Source organism: Burkholderia sp. AU16741 (assembly GCF_002223345.1).
Lineage (GTDB): Bacteria > Pseudomonadota > Gammaproteobacteria > Burkholderiales > Burkholderiaceae > Burkholderia > Burkholderia sola.
Genome location: NZ_NKEZ01000008.1, coordinates 1,478,046 through 1,496,358 on the forward strand (window position 1 = coordinate 1,478,046; position 18,313 = coordinate 1,496,358).

15 protein-coding genes and 1 pseudogene are annotated in these 18,313 nt (G+C 68.4%); 9 read left to right on the forward strand and 7 right to left on the reverse strand.

From position 1 onward, the window contains the following. Positions 1-126: 126 nt before the first annotated feature. Entirely contained in the window at positions 127-1,638 is a 1,512-nt protein-coding gene (locus tag CFB89_RS27065) for an aldehyde dehydrogenase family protein (protein WP_089470523.1), read from the reverse strand. A 624-nt stretch (positions 1,639-2,262) separates the two neighbouring features. On the opposite strand from CFB89_RS27065, the pseudogene CFB89_RS27075 reads away from it, so the two are divergent. The 3 genes and pseudogenes from CFB89_RS27075 to CFB89_RS27085 all read left to right on the forward strand — a co-directional run. Beyond that, positions 2,263-2,460, forward strand: a pseudogene (locus tag CFB89_RS27075) (lysine transporter); the annotation flags it as partial. An 86-nt stretch (positions 2,461-2,546) separates the two neighbouring features. Next, positions 2,547-3,815, forward strand: a complete 1,269-nt coding sequence (locus tag CFB89_RS27080) for an FAD-binding oxidoreductase (RefSeq protein ID WP_089470525.1) — start codon at positions 2,547-2,549, stop codon at positions 3,813-3,815. A gap of 105 nt (positions 3,816-3,920) precedes the next feature. After that, positions 3,921-4,595, forward strand: coding sequence for a TetR family transcriptional regulator (locus tag CFB89_RS27085; protein WP_012339399.1), 675 nt, complete (start codon positions 3,921-3,923; stop codon positions 4,593-4,595). Positions 4,596-4,660: 65 nt separating this feature from the next. On the opposite strand, the gene CFB89_RS27090 is transcribed toward CFB89_RS27085, so the two are convergent. Both CFB89_RS27090 and CFB89_RS27095 read right to left on the reverse strand, forming a co-directional pair. Next, entirely contained in the window at positions 4,661-6,451 is a 1,791-nt protein-coding gene (locus CFB89_RS27090; protein ID WP_089470526.1) for a phospholipase D-like domain-containing protein, read from the reverse strand. A gap of 105 nt (positions 6,452-6,556) precedes the next feature. Then, positions 6,557-7,315 carry a DeoR/GlpR family DNA-binding transcription regulator gene (locus CFB89_RS27095; RefSeq protein ID WP_089470527.1) on the reverse strand — a complete coding sequence of 253 codons (759 nt, stop codon included), beginning with the start codon at positions 7,313-7,315 and terminating at the stop codon, positions 6,557-6,559. Between the two features lie 217 nt (positions 7,316-7,532). On the opposite strand from CFB89_RS27095, the gene CFB89_RS27105 reads away from it, so the two are divergent. From CFB89_RS27105 to nadE, 3 genes are all read left to right on the forward strand, one after another. Next, on the forward strand, positions 7,533-7,718 hold the full coding sequence (locus tag CFB89_RS27105; RefSeq protein WP_006480515.1) for a hypothetical protein: 186 nt from the start codon (positions 7,533-7,535) through the stop codon (positions 7,716-7,718). Between the two features lie 256 nt (positions 7,719-7,974). Beyond that, positions 7,975-8,844, forward strand: coding sequence for a DMT family transporter (locus CFB89_RS27110; protein WP_089470528.1), 870 nt, complete (start codon positions 7,975-7,977; stop codon positions 8,842-8,844). Between the two features lie 249 nt (positions 8,845-9,093). Next, positions 9,094-9,942, forward strand: coding sequence for an ammonia-dependent NAD(+) synthetase (nadE, locus tag CFB89_RS27115; protein ID WP_089470529.1), 849 nt, complete (start codon positions 9,094-9,096; stop codon positions 9,940-9,942). A gap of 75 nt (positions 9,943-10,017) precedes the next feature. Here nadE and CFB89_RS27120 read toward each other — a convergent pair whose 3' ends face one another. From CFB89_RS27120 to CFB89_RS27130, 3 genes are all read right to left on the reverse strand, one after another. Then, positions 10,018-11,694, reverse strand: a complete 1,677-nt coding sequence (locus CFB89_RS27120; RefSeq protein WP_089470530.1) for a S10 family peptidase — start codon at positions 11,692-11,694, stop codon at positions 10,018-10,020. 73 nt (positions 11,695-11,767) lie between these two features. After that, positions 11,768-13,357 carry a protease pro-enzyme activation domain-containing protein gene (locus tag CFB89_RS27125; RefSeq protein ID WP_089470531.1) on the reverse strand — a complete coding sequence of 530 codons (1,590 nt, stop codon included), beginning with the start codon at positions 13,355-13,357 and terminating at the stop codon, positions 11,768-11,770. Between the two features lie 279 nt (positions 13,358-13,636). Beyond that, complete coding sequence (locus CFB89_RS27130; RefSeq protein WP_089470532.1) at positions 13,637-14,257, reverse strand: LysE family translocator; 621 nt, start codon at positions 14,255-14,257, stop codon at positions 13,637-13,639. A gap of 134 nt (positions 14,258-14,391) precedes the next feature. On the opposite strand from CFB89_RS27130, the gene CFB89_RS27135 reads away from it, so the two are divergent. After that, on the forward strand, positions 14,392-14,856 hold the full coding sequence (locus tag CFB89_RS27135) for an Lrp/AsnC family transcriptional regulator (RefSeq protein WP_089470533.1): 465 nt from the start codon (positions 14,392-14,394) through the stop codon (positions 14,854-14,856). Between the two features lie 63 nt (positions 14,857-14,919). Here the strand turns inward: CFB89_RS27135 and CFB89_RS27140 are convergent, their stop codons facing one another. Beyond that, positions 14,920-15,831, reverse strand: coding sequence for a LysR family transcriptional regulator (locus CFB89_RS27140; RefSeq protein WP_089470644.1), 912 nt, complete (start codon positions 15,829-15,831; stop codon positions 14,920-14,922). 139 nt (positions 15,832-15,970) lie between these two features. On the opposite strand from CFB89_RS27140, the gene speB reads away from it, so the two are divergent. Both speB and CFB89_RS27150 read left to right on the forward strand, forming a co-directional pair. Then, entirely contained in the window at positions 15,971-16,927 is a 957-nt protein-coding gene (gene speB / locus CFB89_RS27145; protein WP_089470534.1) for an agmatinase, read from the forward strand. Between the two features lie 54 nt (positions 16,928-16,981). Continuing rightward, complete coding sequence (locus CFB89_RS27150) at positions 16,982-18,307, forward strand: MFS transporter (RefSeq protein ID WP_089470535.1); 1,326 nt, start codon at positions 16,982-16,984, stop codon at positions 18,305-18,307. Positions 18,308-18,313 lie beyond the last annotated feature (6 nt).

Here is an 18,313-nt window from a genome sequence, read left to right on the forward strand (position 1 = left end):
AGCGGGCACGCTCACGATCGATTGGCGCGACGCGCGCGTCGCAATAACCGACAAGGGCCGGTTACCGCTTTCGCGGCAACCGGCCCTTCATTCGACCGTCGAAGCGCCCTGGCCGGGCGCCTGCACTTATACGTCGAACTTCACCCCCTGCGCCAGCGGCAACTGCCGGCTGTAGTTGATCGTATTCGTCGCACGGCGCATATACGTCTTCCACGCGTCCGAACCCGATTCACGCCCGCCGCCCGTTTCCTTCTCTCCGCCGAACGCGCCGCCGATTTCCGCGCCGCTCGTGCCGATGTTCACGTTGACGATCCCGCAGTCGCTGCCGGCCGCCGACATGAACTGCTCGGCCTCGCGCATGTCGTTCGTGAAAATCGCCGACGACAGCCCTTGCGGCACCGCGTTGTGCACGTCGATCGCGTCTTCGAAGTTGTCGTAGACCATCACGTAGAGGATCGGCGCGAACGTCTCCCGCTCGACCACCGCCGATTGCTTCGGCATCCGCACGATGGCCGGACGCACGTAGTAAGCATCCGCGTGACCGACGTCGACGCGCTCGCCGCCCTTCACTTCACCGCCCTGCTCGCGCGCATCGGCCAGCGCCTTCTGCATCGCGTCGAACGATGCACGATCGACCAGCGGGCCGACCAGCGTGCCTTCCTCGAGCGGGTTGCCGACCTTCACCGACGCGTAAGCCTTCTCGATGCGCGGCAGCAGTTGCTCGACGAGGCTGCGATGCACGATCAGGCGGCGCAGCGTCGTGCAGCGCTGGCCGGCCGTGCCGACCGCCGCGAACGTGACCGCGCGCACGACGAGGTCGAGATCCGCGCTCGGTGCGACGATCATTCCGTTGTTGCCGCCGAGTTCGAGGATGCCGCGCGCCAGGCGCTGACTCAGCACCTTCGCGACTTCCTGGCCCATCCGCACGCTGCCCGTCGCGCTGACGACCGGCACCTTCTTCGACGCCGTCAGCACCTCACCGACGTCGCGCATGCCGAGCACCAGCTGGCTCAGCTCAGCCGGCGCGACGCCCGGATGCGTCTTCTCGAACTCGCGGAGCGCCTTCTGGAGCAGCACGTGGCACGCGATCGCGGTGAGCGGCGTCTTCTCGGACGGCTTCCACACGACCGAATCGCCGCACACGAATGCAAGCGCCGCATTCCACGCCCACACCGCGACCGGGAAGTTGAACGCCGAAATCACACCGCACACGCCGATCGGGTGCCACGTTTCCATCATCCGGTGGCCCGGGCGCTCGGACGCGATCGTGAGGCCGTAAAGCTGGCGCGACAGGCCGACCGCGAAATCGCAGATGTCGATCATTTCCTGCACTTCGCCGAGCCCTTCCGACGTGATCTTGCCGGCCTCGAGCGTGACGAGGCGGCCGAGCTCGGCCTTGTGCTCGCGCAGCACGTTGCCGAACACGCGCACGAGTTCGCCGCGCACCGGCGCCGGCACCGTGCGCCACTTGAGGAATGCGTCGTGCGCGGCGTCGATCTTGCGCTCGGCGTCGGCGGGCGTGTCGACGGCCAGCGTCGCGAGCGTCGCACCGTCGAGCGGCGAACGCGCGGTCAGCGCATTGCCTTTCCACTGGGCGAGATCGATGTCGAGCGCGGCAAGAATGTCGTTGAATTGCATCACTTCCTCTTCAGGGACAGATTGATCGGTGCGGCGGCAGCGCCGCCCGCGTGATTCGATTGGAGCGCGTTCGAGCGCCTCGTGCAAGCGGATACGCCGCGCGGCGTGCCCGGTGCGCCATCCGGCGCATCACGCGGCGCCGCCGCCGGCAAGCCCGGCCGGACGGCGCGCCCCAGCCTCGCGAGGCACGATCCGTGAAACACATTGTCGATGGCCACAAGTCGCGCCGCTATTGATATTAACTCACGACTTCATTCCCAAAACGCAAGAAGTCAGCCGGCCGGACGCGCCCGCTCCCGTGCCGATATCGGACGTTTCCAAAGCCCGCAGACGGGTACGCGGACGCATTCCGGTCCGACACAAGTTGATGACGATCCCGCATCATCCTGTTGCGCAAATGTCGTTTGCCGCCCGTGCATCGGACCCACACAATCGGTGCGACGTCGAGGTGCGATGCACCCGGCGCGCCGCCGGCCGCCACTGCCGCCGGACGAGCGACGAAGGCGACACGCACCAGGGCCCGGCCCAGCGGGCCCGCTTCGCACCCCATCACCGCTGCCCGCCCCGCGGCCGGCCACGCGTCGCGCTTCGTCAACGAAAAACAATCCCGGAGACAGCGCCCAGCGCACGACGATTCCGCGCGCGGTCAGCCAGATCTTCTGGCGCATCCTGCTGTTCTACGTGTTCGCGATCTTCGTGATCGGCGTGCTGGTTCCGTACACCGATCCGAGCCTGCTGAAAAGCGACGTGACCGACATCGGCGTAAGCCCGTTCACGCTGGTGTTCCGCCACGCGGGCGTCGCGTTCGCGGCCGGCGCGCTGAAAACCCCATTCGACGCGGCGCGCGCGTTCAGGCAAGATCGACGCGCGCCGTCCGCTTTTCCGCCGTCACGAGTCACCGAACACGCATGCAGAACTTCTACGAAGCCACCGTTACCCGCCAGCCCTACCCGCAACTGACCGACACGATCGATACGCAAGTCTGCATCGTCGGCGGCGGCCTGGCCGGCCTTTGCACGGCGCTCGGCCTCGTCGAGCGCGGCGTGCGCGACGTCGTCGTGCTCGACGGCGAACGGGTCGGCTTCGGCGCGTCGGGCCGCAACGGCGGTTTCGTGTTCGGCGGCTACAGCCTCGACAACGCCGACCTGCTGCGCACGCTCGGCCGCGACGAAGGGCGCCGGCTGTACCGGCTCACCGTCGACGCGGTCGACCTGATCCGCGCGCGCATCGCCCGCTACGGGATCGACTGCGACATCGTCGATCAGGGCGTGATGCTCGCGAACTGGTTCGACGATCCGTCGCGGCTCGACAGCGTGCGCACGCTGATGAAGAACGAACTCGGCGTCGACTGGAAACCCGTGCCGACCGGCGCACTGCGCGAGCGGCTGAAAACGCGGCGCTATTACGGCGGCCTGTTCGAGCCGAACGCGTTCCACTTCCATCCGCTCAAGTACGTGCTCGGCGTCGCGGCGGCCGCGTCGCGCGGCGGTGCACGCGTGTACGAACGCTCGGCTGCGCTCGGCATCGCACGCGACGGCGCCGGCTACGTCGTGCGCACGGCGCAGGGTGCGGTGCGCGCGAAGGACGTCGTGTTCGCCGGCGGCGGCTACGCGCGCGGCGTGTCGCCGCGCATCGAGCGCGCGGTGCTGCCGATCGCGACCTACGTGATCGCGACCGAACCGCTCGGCACGCGCCTGCCCGACGCGATCGACGCGCCGTACGCGATCTACGACACGCGTTTCGCGTTCGACTACTACCGTCCGCTGCAGGACACGCGGATCCTGTGGGGCGGCCGGATCTCGGTGCTCGACCGCGGCCCCGACGCGATCGCCCGGCTGCTGCGACGCGACCTGCTGCGCGTGTATCCGCAACTGGAAGGCGTGAAAATCGACTACGCGTGGGGCGGGCTGATGAGCTACGCGCGGCACAAGATGCCGCAGATCGGCCGCGACGCGGACGGCGTGTGGCACGCGATCGCATTCGGCGGCCACGGGATGGCGCCGACCACCGTCGCCGGCGAGGCGCTCGCCGCCGCGCTGGCCGAAGGGCGGCCGGTGCCGGACGGCTTCGCCGCGTTCGGGCTCACGCGCACGTTCGGATTGGCCGGCCTCGCCGCCGCGCAGCTCACGTATACCGCGTATCAGGCCCGCGACGCGCTCGCATCCTGCCGCCGCTGAGCGCCTGCCGCGGCCTGGCCGATTAGAGCCGCAGGTCGGCCGGACGGGCATTTTCCACATGCTAGAATGCCTTTTCCAAGCCGCCGCTAACCACAACAAAGTCACATGAAAGCAGGAAGCAAGGCCGCCACGTCCGACCCCCGCGCGCTTGCGTCCGATGCGCGGCGTAAATACGATCCCGAGCAAACCAAGCGCAACATCCTCGATGTCGCCACGCAGGAATTCTCCGCGATGGGCCTCGCCGGTGCGCGCGTCGACGCGATCGCCGAGCGCACGAACACGACGAAGCGGATGCTCTATTACTACTTCGAAAGCAAGGAAGGCCTGTACGAGGCCGTGCTGGAGAAGGTGTACGGCGACATCCGCGCGCTCGAGCAGGAACTGCACGTCGGCGACATGGAGCCGCGCGAAGGCATGCGCCGCCTCGTCGAATTCACGTTCGACTATCACGACAAGCATCGCGATTTCGTCCGTCTCGTGTCGATCGAGAACATCCACGGCGCGAAGTATGTCGAACAGTTGAAGTCGTTCAAGAACCGCAACGTCAGCATCATCAAGACGCTTGAGGAACTGGTCGAGCGCGGCGCGGCCAGCGGCGTGTTCCGCAAGGACATCGACGCATTCGACCTGCACCTGCTGATCAGCTCGTTCTGCTTCCACCGCGTGGCGAACCGCTACACGTTCGGCGCTGCATTCGGCCGCGACCCGTCGGCGCCGCGCCTGCGCGCGCGACATCGCGACACGATCGCCGACGCGGTGCTCCGCTACGTCGCCGCGTAAGCGGCGCCGGCAGCCGGCCGGGGCACGCGACATCCGCGCCCCTCGAACTTCGGCACCTCAGCGCATCAATCCGTCGGCGCGGTCGACGCCAGCGCGATCCGCGCCTTCTCTTCCGGGCTGCCCGCCACGTAGTACTTCTTCGCCCAGCTCGAATCGGGCGCAAGCGCGAGCCGCGCATGCGCGCCCTTGCCCGTGCCGTGCTGCCGTTTCGCATGGATCGCCAGCGCGCGGGCGCGGTAGTGCTCGTACAGCCGCAGGAATTCGGCGAGATAGATCGCCGCGATCCGCTTGTCGCGGATCTCCAGTAGGTTCTCGTCGTTGTACTGCTCGGAATTGCGGCTCATGTTCGCCGAACCCGTATAGACGACCGGATTCGCGCCTTCCGCGTCGATCACGATGAACTTGTGATGGATCACGACGGGCGGAAAAGCCGGCGCCGGTTCGCCCGGGAAGAGCCGCAACTCCGGCTCGAAGCCCTGCGGCACCGTGGCCGGCGAGAAATACGACGCGTCGATCACGTCGTGGTTGTCGCGGCTGCGGTGGTACAGCTCGAGGTTCGCGAGCGTCGCCGCATCGAGCGTCCGGCCGGCCTGGCGCGCGGCATCGGCCTTCGTCGCGCTGCCGACGTTGATCTTGTTGACGAGGCCGAACATCATCAGCCCGCGGTCGCCGGCCGCGAAGCACGCATCGCGCAGCGCCGCGTCGGTCGGCATGAACAGGCAAAACGACACCGAATGCTTCGCGGCCGCGAGCGCGGCAACGATCGTATCGATCTCGGTACGCCGCCCAGCCGGCTCCGGCGAGTAGGCGACACGCACCTGCGCGCTGCCGATCGTCATCGGCGCCGACCAGCCCGTCGACAGCCGCGCGGTCGCCGCGATCGACGGATTCCCGGCCAGCGCATGCGCGCGATCGTTGTACAGCGCGGCGAGCGCGGGCGAGTCGAACGCATGCAGCACGTTGGCCTGCTCGGTCAGCCCCTCGGTCGTGAAGTTCGCGGAACCGGTCAGCACGCGCGCGGGCGCCGGGTTCGACGGCGCATCGGTCACGATGAACTTGTCGTGCATGATGTGCGTCTTGTCGCGCGGCGCGAGCGTCGCGAGGCCCTGCAGCGCATCGACGGCCGGCTGGTTCGGCGACGGCAGCGGCGGCTTGCCCTTGCGCGCCGTGGTGTGCGCGTCGTAGACGATCGCGAGCGACGCTTCGCCGTGCTGGCGCCCGAACGCGTCGAACGCCGGCAGCGCCCACAGCGCGTCGGTCAGGTGATAGACGGCCGACACCGCGCGCGACGCGGGATCGAGCATCTGCGCGAACACCTGTTCCATGTCGTTCGCGAGCCACGTGCGCAGTTTCAGCGCCTGGGCGGCGCTCGGCGCAGCATTCGGCGCGAGGCCGAGCGCCGCGACCTGCTTCGCGAACGCCTGCGAGCTGACCACCGCGCGGTTGAACCACGTGCCGATGCCGTCCTCGACGTGCGCGGGCAGCACGACGTCGCACACGCCGGCTTGCGCGTCGAGCACTTGCAGGTTCGCCGGCGTGCCGACGACGGGATAGACGTCGTAGCGGAACGACGCGCCGCGGTCCTGCGGATCGATGCGCGCATCCCACCACATGAATTTCTGGATCGGCGCCTGATCGGTCGGCGCATCGCCCTGCGTGTCGGCGGCCGGGCCGTCGAACGTCAGGCGGTTGGGCAGCCAGCTGTCCGGCGCACGCGTCTTGCCGTCGGCCGACCAGAAGCCCGGCGTGCGCCGGATCGCGAAGCCGAGGAAATCGGACCGCGACGCCGCATCGAGCCAGTCGAAAGCCAGCAGGACCAGGGTGGGGGAAAGATAGCTGCGCACGCTGACGGTCATTCGTTGCTCCCTGGCCGGGCGGCCGGTCGAGATGAATGCGTCAGTCTTGATGGCGGTTTTTCCCGCGCGATGACGGTTCGATGAACCTTGTATGTCGGACGCGCGTCAGTCGCACACGAGCAACTCGATCCCGCGTGCCGTCAGCGCGCGGCGCACGGCCTTGTCGGGTGCGCGCTCGGTGACCAGATAGCGGGCGGCGGACGTGCCGTTGATCCGCACTGGGGTCACGCGGCCGAATTTCGAATGGTCGGCGACGATGATCGCCATGCCCGCCGCCGCGATCATCCGGCTGCGCACTTCGGCCGCGAGCCGCGAGTAGTCGGTGCACTCGCCGTCGGGCGTGATACCGCCGGCGCCGACGAACGCGAAATCGACGTGGTATTGCGCGAGCTGATGGATCGTGTCGAGCCCGAACGTCGCGTCCTCGTCGTCGGACAGCTCGCCGCCGAGCAGCGTCACGCGGTTGCCGTTGCGCCGCGCGAGCACGAACGCGGTGCGCCAGTCGTTCGTGTAGATCGACAGCCGGTGCCGGTCGGCGAGCGCCAGCGCGACCGCATGCGGCGTGCTGCCCGAATCGATCAGCACCGATGCATCGTCGGGTACGAATTCGGCCGCGCGCCGCCCGATCGTGCGCTTCGCGTCGGCGTTCGCGGCTTCGCGCTCGGACAGGGTCGGCTCGCGGCGATCCGCGGCCAGCGCGCCGCCATGCGTCATCACGAGCAGGCCGCGCGCGGCCAGCGCGTTCAGGTCGCGCCGCACGGTTTCGCGCGACACGTCGAGCGAACGCACGAGCTCCGCGACCGACAGCGCGCCCGAGCGCCCAAGCTCCGTCAGGATGTATTGATGACGTTGTTCCGCCAGCATCGCGTATGCGCCCGAGGCGACTGGTAATGGGTAAGCCGGCCATTGTATTACGGACGTTTGACGACCATTTGACCGGGCCGGGAAACACGGCCGGGCGCGTTTCCCGAAAACGAAATTCAGTATTGCCCGGCGCGCGCGAATCCGCGCGGCGCCGGTTGCTACACTTTGCGCTTCGCCGAACGACCGGCCAAGACCGACCAACAAAGGGGCTCGCGCCATGTATCGCAAAGGCAGTGTGATCGAAATCCAGTTTCCGCCGGAACGCCTCAACGACGCGGCGGGCGATCCGTACTGGATCGACCTGACGCTCGACGAAGCGCGCCGGCTCTACGAACAGCTCGCCGCGCGTTTCGCGACCGACGCGCGCGCCAACCAGCCGCTCGATACGTTCTCGATCGACTGAGCGTCGCGACTGCGCGCCCATCCGTGCAGCGCCGTACCGTGCGGTGCGGTGCGGTGCGGTGCGGTGCGGTGCGGTGCGGTGCGGTGCGGTGCAGCGCCGATCATCCCCGCCGCCCCGCGCAACCGGCGCACGATGACCGCCGCCCCGCTCACGCGCCCCGCGGCATGAGTGCAGGATTCGACAAGACGCCGGCGCCGCTTCGGCCGATACTGGCCGACTTCCCGGTTCCGTCCGGCCGCGTCGCGGCCCGTCATGCATGCTCAACTCGATCGTCGCCGCCGTTTTCGTCGCGCTCTGGTCCACCGGCTTCATCGTTGCGCGGGCAATCAAGCCCTACGCCGATCCCAACCTGTTCCTGCTCGCGCGCTTCGCCGGCACGGCCGCGCTGTTCGGCGTGGTGGCGCTCGCCGCGCGCGCGCCGTGGCCGGGCCGCCGCGAATGGCCGCGCCACCTGATCGCCGGCGCGCTGTTGCAAGGCGTCTATCTCGGCGCGAGCTACTGGGCCGTCGCGCAAGGGTTGAATGCGGGCGTGATGGCCCTGCTCGGCGCGCTGCAGCCGCTTGCCACCGCCGTGCTCGCGGTTCCGCTGTTCAACGAACGTCTGCCCGCGCGCGGCTGGCTCGGGATGACGCTCGGGCTCGCCGGCGTCGCGCTCGTGCTCGCGCCGAAAGTCACGGGCGGCGTCGCGCCGCCGCCGGGCGCCGCGCCGGCGTGGCTCGTCGTCACCGTGTCGGTCCTGGCGGTCGGGTCGATCACCGCCGGCTCGCTGTACCAGAAAGGCAAGCTCGCGCAGAGCGACCTGCGCACGGCGGTCGCCGTGCAGAACTTCGGCGCGGCGCTCGTCGCGGCCGTCTTCGTCGTGCTGCTCCATGAAACCCGCTGGATCGACGCGCCGGCGCTGTGGGTGTCGCTCGTGTGGGGCATCGTGTTCCTGTCCGGCGGCGCGGTCACGATGCTGATGTGGATGCTGCGGCACGGCAATGCGGCGCGCGCGACGTCGCTGCTGTTTCTCGCGCCGCCGCTGGCCGCGCTACAGGGTTACGCGCTGTTCGGCGAAACGCTCGCGACGATCCAGCTCGCCGGCTTCGCGCTCGCGCTGGTGGGCGTCGTGCTCGCGCGGCGCTGACGGACGAAGACACACGCGGGATCGAGCGGCCACGCCGTCATCGAGCCTCCATCCCGCTTCGCCGAAGCCGCGCGCACGGCCGCCCTTCGCGCGGCATCTCCTGCACCCGCCCGGCGCACCGCGCACCACGGCGATGCGGTGCGTCTCGCCGATGCAACGCGAAACCGCCGGAAACGCCTGTCCGGCGCGGCGGCGCGCCGCGATTGCGCTTATGATGAGCGCCTTGCATTTCGTCCCGGAACTTCCCTCATGACATCCGCCGATTACGCCAGCCGCCAACGCGCGATCATTGCCGAACTGAACGTCGCCCCGCACTTCGACGCCGAGGCCGAAATCGACCGCCGCGTCGATTTCCTCGCGCAGTACCTTCGTTCGACCGGCCTGCGGACCTACGTGCTCGGCATCAGCGGCGGCGTCGATTCGTCGACGGCCGGCCGGCTCGCGCAACTGTCGGTCGAGCGCCTGCGCGCCGGTGGCTACGACGCACGCTTCATCGCGATGCGCTTGCCGAACGGCGTGCAGAACGACGAAGAGGATGCGCAGCGCGCGCTCGCGTTCGTGCGCGCGGACGAGGTATTGACGGTCGACGTGAAGCCGGCCGCCGACGCGATGCTCGGCTCGCTGGTCGCGTCCGGCCACGCGTTCGAAACGCCGGCGCAGCAGGATTTCGTGCACGGCAACATCAAGGCGCGCGAGCGCATGATCGCGCAGTACGCGGTGGCGGGCGCGCGGCGCGGCATCGTGATCGGCACCGACCACGCGGCCGAATCGCTGATGGGTTTCTTCACGAAGTTCGGCGACGGCGGCGCGGACATCCTGCCGCTCGCGGGCCTGAGCAAGCGCCGCGTGCGCGGGGTCGCACGCGCGCTCGGCGGCGACGAGCTGATCGTGATGAAGGTGCCGACGGCCGACCTCGAGGAATTGCGCCCGCTGCGCCCCGACGAGCACGCGTACGGCGTGACCTACGACGAGATCGACGATTTCCTCGAAGGCAAGCCGGTGGAAGACCGCGTGTACGAAACGGTGCTGCGCTTCTTCGACGGTTCGCGCCACAAGCGCGCGCTGCCGTACACGCCGTTCGACTGGCCGGCCGCGTAAGCCGCCCGCCCGGCTACCGACCTGCCGCCGCGCGCACCGTCACGGCCGCGCGCGGCTTCCACGCGACGGGCAACGCTATGCGTTCCCGCCCGTCTTCTTCGCCTGCAGCGCACGAATCCGCATCCGCGCGCCCGTATCGCTGACCGTCGCGTCGTACATCGTCGCGAGATCGCGCTTGAGCGCGGTGCGCGAGCCGCCGTCGAGATACACCATGTGCCCCGACGGATAGAACCGCGCGGACAGGTTCTGCCGCACCTTCTGGTCCTCCAGCGGCATCTGCTGCAGATCGATCACGGTCTGGTAGAACGGCGTGACGAAATCGTAGAAGCCGTTCGCCGACAGCACCTTCAGGTCGACGTTCAGCGCCATCACCGCGGCGAGGTCGCCGGCCGTGTAGAGGATCACGTTGCCCTGCGCATCGATGCCCTGCTGCGCGCCGGTCGGGTCGATGTGACCGAAATCCCAGTTCTTGAAGGCCTGGTCGTTCAGGTCCGTGAATGCCGAGTTCGACGTGAACTTCAACTGCTCGTTCAGGTAGCTGTTCCACATCGCCGTATAGACGCCCGTCACGGCCGTCATCGTCGGATCGTTGCCGCCCGAATTCGGGTCGATCTTGCCGGCGATGCCCGACGAGATCCCGGTCACGCGGCCGTCGTACGAACCGAGCGCGAGCCCCTGCGCATGCAGCAGCGTCGTCAGGAACAGCGAGTTGCCGCGTGCATCGTAGCCGGCGATGTCGAGCCCCCACGTCTGCAGGGTCGCCGTATCGATGCCCGTGTATGCCGACAGTTTCTGCACGGTGGCCGGGTTCGCATGCGGCACCGCGCGCAGCGCGCTCAGGTAGTCGGTGCGCGCGAACTGCGCGACTTCCTCGACGAACGCGCCGAGATCGCTCGGCGCCGGCTTGATGCCGAGCTTCTTGTGATACCACGCGTCGGCCGCGGCGGTCGGCAGCGCGCCGACCGGGTTGCCGGCCTGCCGGTAATCGAGGATCGACGATTGCAGCGTGACGCCGTTCAGGTCGACGCCGTCCTCGTGCAGCTTGTATGCGAGCACGCAGCTGCGCGCGGTGCCGTACGATTCGCCGAACAGGTATTTCGGCGAATTCCAGCGGTTGTTCTTCGTCAGGTAGCGCTTGATGAACTGCTTCAGCGAATCCGCATCCTGGTCGACGCCCCAGAAGTCGCGGTTCTTGTTCGGCGCGACGGCCGCCGAATAGCCGGTGCCGACCGGGTTGATGAACACCAGGTCGCTGTGGTCGATCATGCTGTCCGGGTTGTCTTCGAGCTGGTACGGAGCGGGCGGCGTGAAACCCGGCATCGACGTCTTGATGCGCTTCGGCGCGAACGAGCCGAGCAGCACGAACACCGACGACGAACCGGGCCCGCCGTTGTAGAAGAACGTCACGGGCCGCGTTTCCTCCTTCGCGCCGTCGGCCGTGAACGCGACGTAGAAGAGCTTCGCGGCCGGCTGCGAACTGCTCGGATCGACCGTCACGAGATGGCCGGCCGTCGCCGTGTACGCGATCCGCTTCCCGTCGATCAGGATCGTGTGGTGCGTGATCGCGGCCGCCTCGGTCGTGTCGGTCACCGAGTCGTCGGGGCCGTTGCCGTACGCGACCGGATCGAAGAACGGCTGGTCGCGGCCGTGGCTCAGCGCGACCGGATTGATGGTCGGCGGCACGCCATGCGAATTGTGGTCGCCGTGATGCAGCGGATACACGCCGCCGGAAGATGCGGAATCGTTGCCCATCGTGCTGCTCCTGGAGGTGAAAAAAGACGCGGGCAGACCACCCGCGTCGGACGGAAAGGCGTGCGCCCGCGCGTCAGCTCGACGGCTTGCGCGCGAGGATCGCGGCGAGCTGCGCGCCGTTCGGGCTGCCGAGGCCCGTGCACGCGTCCCAGCCGGACGCGGCCGCATACGTGCCGTTCGATCCTTTCGTGATGTCGCGCAGCGCGCCCGGATGCTTGTACAGCACCGGATTGATCCAGCCGGCCGACGCGCCGGCCGCCGCATTGATCCGCGCGATCAGCGCGGCCCACAGCGGGGCGACCGCGCTCGTGCCGCCCATCACCGAGGGCGTGCCGGCGACCGACACTTCGTAACCCGTCTGCGGCGACGCGTCGCCGGCCACGTCCGGCACGCCGCGCTTCGCGAGCGGCTTGGTGGTGCCGTCGGCGAGCGCGACCTTCAGCCCCTGCTGCCACGCCGGCAGGTCGAACAGCGAACTGACGCCGCCGCCGCCCGCGCCGCCGCCGGCCGCCTCGTCGTTCCACGTGACCTCGCTACGGATGCCCTGCCCGGGCAACGCATCGAGCTGCGTGCCGCCGCAGCCGAGCACGTACGGGCTCGACGCGGGGAAATCGACGTGATCGGCGCCATCCTGCAGCCCGTCGCCCGAGCCGCTGTCGCCCGACGCCGCACAGACGGTGATGCCCTGCGCGGCGGCCGCCTGCAGCACGCGGTTGAACGCGTGCGCCGACTGCGCCTGCCACATCGCTTCCGGGCCGCCCCAGCTGATCGAGATCACGGAAGGTCGGTGGGTCTTGTCGGTGACAGCCGCGTTGACGGCCTGGATGAAGCCCGCGTCGCTGTTCGGCGCGAAGTAGACCGCGATCTTCGCGGCCGGTGCGATCGCGCCGGCGATCTCGATGTCGAGCGCGACTTCGCCGTCCGGGCCGTTCGGCTCGCCGGTCGGCGCATTGCGGCCGGTGCCGACGTTCACGTCGACGAGCGTCGGCGGCGTCGTGATCCCGAGCCCGCGGAAATACTGCTGGATGTCGGCCGCGCGATAGCCGCCGCCGAGCTCGACGATCGCGATGCATTGCCCGGCGCCGTCGCCGGCCGGAAAGTCGTACAGCGACGCAAGCTGGATCGGCGTGAACGTGACGGCCGCCGCGCCGCCCGCCGGCTTGAACGGCGGACGGAAGCGGAAGTGCGGCCGCGCCTGCGGCCGGCTGTCGAGGCCGAGCACGGCCGTCACCGCATCGCCGATATCGTCGGGCAACACGATCGGGCCCGAGCGGCCGCGATACTGGCCGATCGACCGATGCTCGAAACGTTCGAGCTTCACGCTGAACGCGGCTTCGAACTGCGCAATCGTGCCGGACAGCACGACGACGCTTTCGACCGGATCGACGCGATCGACCGTCAGTTGATGACGGTGCGCGAAGTCCTCGGTCTTGCGGATATCGTCGGGATTGGCGGAGAAACGCTGCGCGAATGCATCGCGCGACAGCGGTTTCGCGCCGGCGTCGCCGGTGGCGAGTTGATGGACCAGTGCATCGAGTTGCCCTTCTTCCTGCCGCCGCAACATGATCGTGACGTGGATGCGTTCTGCCGGATCGCAGTGGCCGAGACACTTGGACTCGGCGACGATACGGGGTTCACGGTCGGCTTGAAGCTGCCTTGCCATGTTCAGACCCTCCTTGGTACCGCGTTGCACGGAACAGCCAGGAAATCGGACATAGCCTGCGGAAGACGGTTCCGTTCGGTCAGTCGATTCGCGACGGCGCGTTTGCGACGGCGCGAAGTTAGAGGAAGTTTAGAACAGTCAGACGATTTGCGCGCACCCCCTTCTGCGGCAACGCGCACGCGGGAAGGCCGGCATGGCGCGCGGCGCCCGGATTCGCACACGGCTTGCCCGCGCTGCCGCTCGATTCGCGCGGCAGCGGCAGCCATGCGGCGGCAATGCTCAGTCCATCGACAACCGCAGCGCAAAACCGATCAACGCGGCGGAAAAGGTCCAGCGCTGCACCGTCTGCGCGAGCGGATGCGCGCGCATCCACGCCGCGATGCGCGACGCGCCGAACACGCACGCGAGGTCGAAACACACGCCGGCCGCCACCAGCAGCGCGCCGAGCTCGAACATCTGCCAGACGACCGGCCCGGCCTCCGGCCGCACGAACTGCGGCAGCAGCACCGAGCAGAACAGCAGCGCCTTCGGGTTCAGCAGGTTGGTCAGCAGCCCCTTCACGAACGACTGCCGCAGTTCGCCCGCCGCCGCGTCGCCGTCGCCGAGCGCGAACACCGGCGAGCGGAACACCTGGATCGCGACATACGCGAGATAGAGCGCGCCGCCGTAGCGGATCACCTCGTAGAGCCAGGGCGCGCTGCGAATCAGCGCCGCGACGCCGCACGCCGACAGCGTCACGTGCGCGGTGCGCGAGAGCGACAGGCCGGCCGCCGCGGCCATCCCCGGCCGCACGCCGCGGCCGATGCTGGTCTGCAGCACGAGCGCCATGTCGGGCCCCGGCACCGCGTAAATGGCCGCCAGCGCGGCGAGATAAATCAACAGCAAATGCGTGGAAATCATGGTCTGCCCCCGTCCTTCAATGACGATATGTTGCCGCTGAAGGCGGAGGGATTATTGGCCATATTTGGCTCAAGAATGGCGATTCATAGGGGAATCCGCCACAATCATGAAATCGCGACAAGGATTCCGCCAATATGACCGACCTCGACAAAACCGACCGCGCGATCCTCGCCGCGGTGCAACGCGACGGCCGCCTGCCGATCGCGCGGCTCGCCGAATCCGTCGGCCTGTCCGAGACGCCGTGCGCACGGCGCCTGAAACGTCTCGAAAACGACGGCTACATCGAGCGCTATCGCGCGCAGTTGTCGCGCCAGGCGCTGGGCTTCGGCGTGGTCGCGTTCGTGCTCGTGCGGTTCGCGACGCACGACCGCAAGGTCGCCGACCGGTTCGAACGGGAAGTGCTCGGCATCGAGCGGATCCTCGCGTGCCACAACGTCGCGGGCACGGCCGACTACCTGCTGCAGGTGGTTGCGCGCGATCTCGACGACTACGGCACGTTCTTGCGGGAGTCGCTGCGGATGCTGCCGGGCGTGACGTCGATCGAATCGGCGCTGTCGCTGCGCGAGGTGAAGCACGACGCCGGGTTGCCGGTGCCGTGATGCGCGCCGGGCCGGCAAGCCGGCCGCGCGCAACGCTTGTTCACGGTGTCGGCCGCGCCGGCGTCACACCACGTCGGGCGACTGATGCGCGCGCTCGAGATCCTCGAGAAACGCTTCGACGACCGGATCGCCGCGCCCGTCGCGCGCCACGACCATGTGGAACGTGACCTCGTAGTGCAGTCGATCCGGATTGAGCGGCGCGAGCAGCCCTTGCGCGACATACGGCGCCGCGAAGTGCTGCGGCAGGTAGCCGAGGTGATGACCGGACAGGATCAGCAGCGCGACGGCCTCCATGTTGTCGGCGGTCGCGGTCACGCGATCGGGCGTCGTCGACATCTGGGCCTCCGGCAGCGGATACGAGCGCCACGCCCACTCGAAGCCGGCGACGTCGGCCGGCGTCAGCGTGCCGGCGCGTTCGAACAGCGGATGGCCGCGGCCGCAGTACGCGATCTGCCGCTCGATGAACAGCGGCGTGTAATGCAGCGTCGGCACGCGATGCCAGAAATAGCCGACCGCGATCTGGATCTCGTTGCTCAGCAGCTTTTCCTCGAGATCGCCGGGCGCGCGCACCGAAATCGAGAAGCGCACGGCCTCGTCGCGGGTGCGGAACGCGGCGATCGCCTCGGCGATCCGTGCGTTCTGGCTGACCGGCGTATGGCCGATCAGGCCGATGTTCAGCGTGCCGACCAGTTGGCGATCCATGTGCCGCGCGGCCATCCCGAATTCGTCGAGCGCCGCGAGCAGCTTGCGGCTCATCGCATGGAACCGCTCGCCCTTCGGCGTGAGCCGGAAGCCGCTGCGGCCGCGCTCGCAGAGCCGGTAGCCGAGCCGCGTCTCGAGCGACGACAGCTGCGCGCTGATCGTCGACTGGCCGACGTTCAGCATCGCCTGCGCGGCCGACACGCCGCCCGCGTCCGTGACCGCGAGAAACACGCGGATCAACCGCAGATCGAGGGTCGACAGATTCCCCAGCACGTTCATCCCCTTCCATACATCGATGAAGATCGATGTTTACGTCGATATCTTCGCATTCTTCTTTCCCGGCGGAGCGCGTAAAACTGTGCGCCAGGCCGCGTCGCATGATACGGCACCCCCACACCGGAAGAGACGACCCATGAACGAACCCATCCATTTCCAGCCGCTCGGCGGCAATGAAATGCCGCGCAGCGGCGGCATCGCAACGATGATGCGCCTGCCGCACGTGTCGAGCGCCGAAGGCCTCGACGCCTGTTTCGTCGGCGTGCCTTTCGATCTCGGCACGTCCAACCGCACCGGCGCGCGCTTCGGCCCGCGCCAGATCCGCACCGAATCCGTGCTGCTGCGCCCCTACAACATGGCCACGCGCGCAGCCCCCTTCGATTCGCTGCAGATCGCCGACATCGGCGACGTCGCGATCAACCCGTACAACCTGCACGATTCGATCGCCCGCATCGAGGCCGCGTACGACGCGATTCTCGAGCACGACTGCAAGCCGATCACGCTCGGCGGCGACCACACGATCGCGCTGCCGATCCTGCGCGCGATCCACCGCAAGCACGGCAAGGTTGCATTGATCCACGTCGATGCACACGCCGACGTGAACGACACGATGATGGGCGAAAAGATCGCGCACGGCACGCCGTTCCGCCGCGCGGTCGAGGAAGGGCTGCTGCACGGCGACAAGGTCACGCAGATCGGCCTGCGCGGCACCGGCTACGCGGCCGAGGATTTCGACTGGTGCCGCGAGCAGGGCTTCCGCGTGGTCCAGGCCGAGGCATGCTGGAACAAGTCGCTCGCGCCGCTGATGGACGAAGTGCGCGCGCGCATCGGCGACACGCCCGTCTACATCACGTTCGACATCGACGGCATCGACCCGGCCTACGCGCCGGGCACCGGCACGCCGGAAATCGCGGGCCTCACGGTGCCGCAGGCGCTCGAGATCATCCGCGGCGCGAAGGGGCTGAACATCGTCGGCTGCGATCTCGTCGAAGTCGCGCCGCCGTACGACCCGTTCGGCACCACGGCGCTGCTCGGCGCGAACCTCGCGTACGAACTGCTGTGCGTGCTGCCGGGCGTCGCGTATCGCGACTGATCCCGGCGCCGCCACTATTCCAAATCAGAGGATTCCAGAGGAGCACACATAAAGATGGGGACTTCCGTCAAGCAACCGAAGCGGGCGGCGCTCGCTTCGTTCGTCGGCACCACGATCGAGTGGTACGACTTCTATAGTTACGCGACCGCCGCCGCCATCGTGTTCGGGCCGCTGTTCTTTCCCGGCGAAAACCGCTTCATCAGCCTGCTCGCGTCGTTCGGCTCGTTCGCGGTCGGCTTCTTCGCGCGGCCGCTCGGCGGCGTGATGTTCGGCTATCTCGGCGACCGCTTCGGCCGCAAGCGCTCGCTGCTCGCGACGCTGATGCTGATGGCCGTGTCGACGGTCGCGATCGGCTTGCTGCCCACGCATGCGCAAGCCGGTGTGATCGCACCGATCCTGCTGGTGCTGATGCGCGTGCTGCAGGGCATCGCGGTTGGCGGCGAATGGGGCGGCGCGGTGCTGCTGGCCGGCGAGCATGCGCCCGAAGGCAAGCGCACGTTCTTCGCGTCGTTCGCGCAGTTGGGCAGCGCAAGCGGCCTGATCCTGTCGATGCTCGCGTTCGGCGCGATCAGCACGCTGTCGAAGGACGACATGATGAGCTGGGGCTGGCGCGTGCCGTTCCTCGCGAGTTCCGTGCTGCTGATCGTCGGCTTCGTGATCCGCGCGAGCGTGTCGGAATCCCCCGAGTTCGAGGAAGTCAAGAGGAACGGCAACATCGCGCAAAAACCGCTGCGCGAAGCGCTCAAGGTCTGGCCGCTGCTGCTGCTCGCGATCGGCGCGAACGTGTACGGGATCGCCGGCGTGTATTTCAGCAACATCTTCATGATCAGCTACGCGACCCAGTTCCTGTCGCTCGACCGGTCGATGGTGCTGCATTGCATGACGATCGTCGCGGTGCTGCAGTTCGTCGTGCAGCTCGCGGCCGCGTTCCTCGCGCAGCGCTTCGGCACCACGCGCGTGCTGCTGATCACCGGCGCCTGGGCGATGATCGTCCCGTTCGTGATGCTGCCGCTCGTGCACCTGGGCACGCCGGTGTCGATCACGGTCGGCGTCGGCCTCGCGACGCTCGCGGAATCCGGCTACTACTCGGTCGTCGCGGGCTTCGTCAGCGGCATCTTCGTCGCGCGGATCCGCTATACGGCGATCTCGATCGCGTATCAGGTATGCGGCGCGCTCGCCGGCGGCCTCACGCCGCTGGTTGCGACCATCATCGCGCAGAACACCGCGCCGCAATGGTGGCCGCTCGCGCTCCAGTACACGAGCGCCGCCGTGCTGTCGTCGCTGTGCGTGTGGCTGATCTCGCGCCGTGTCAGCATCGACGACACAGGCGCGCCCGGCAAGACGGACGAGGCGCTGCCGCGCGGCACGCGCGCCGCGTAACTTGAC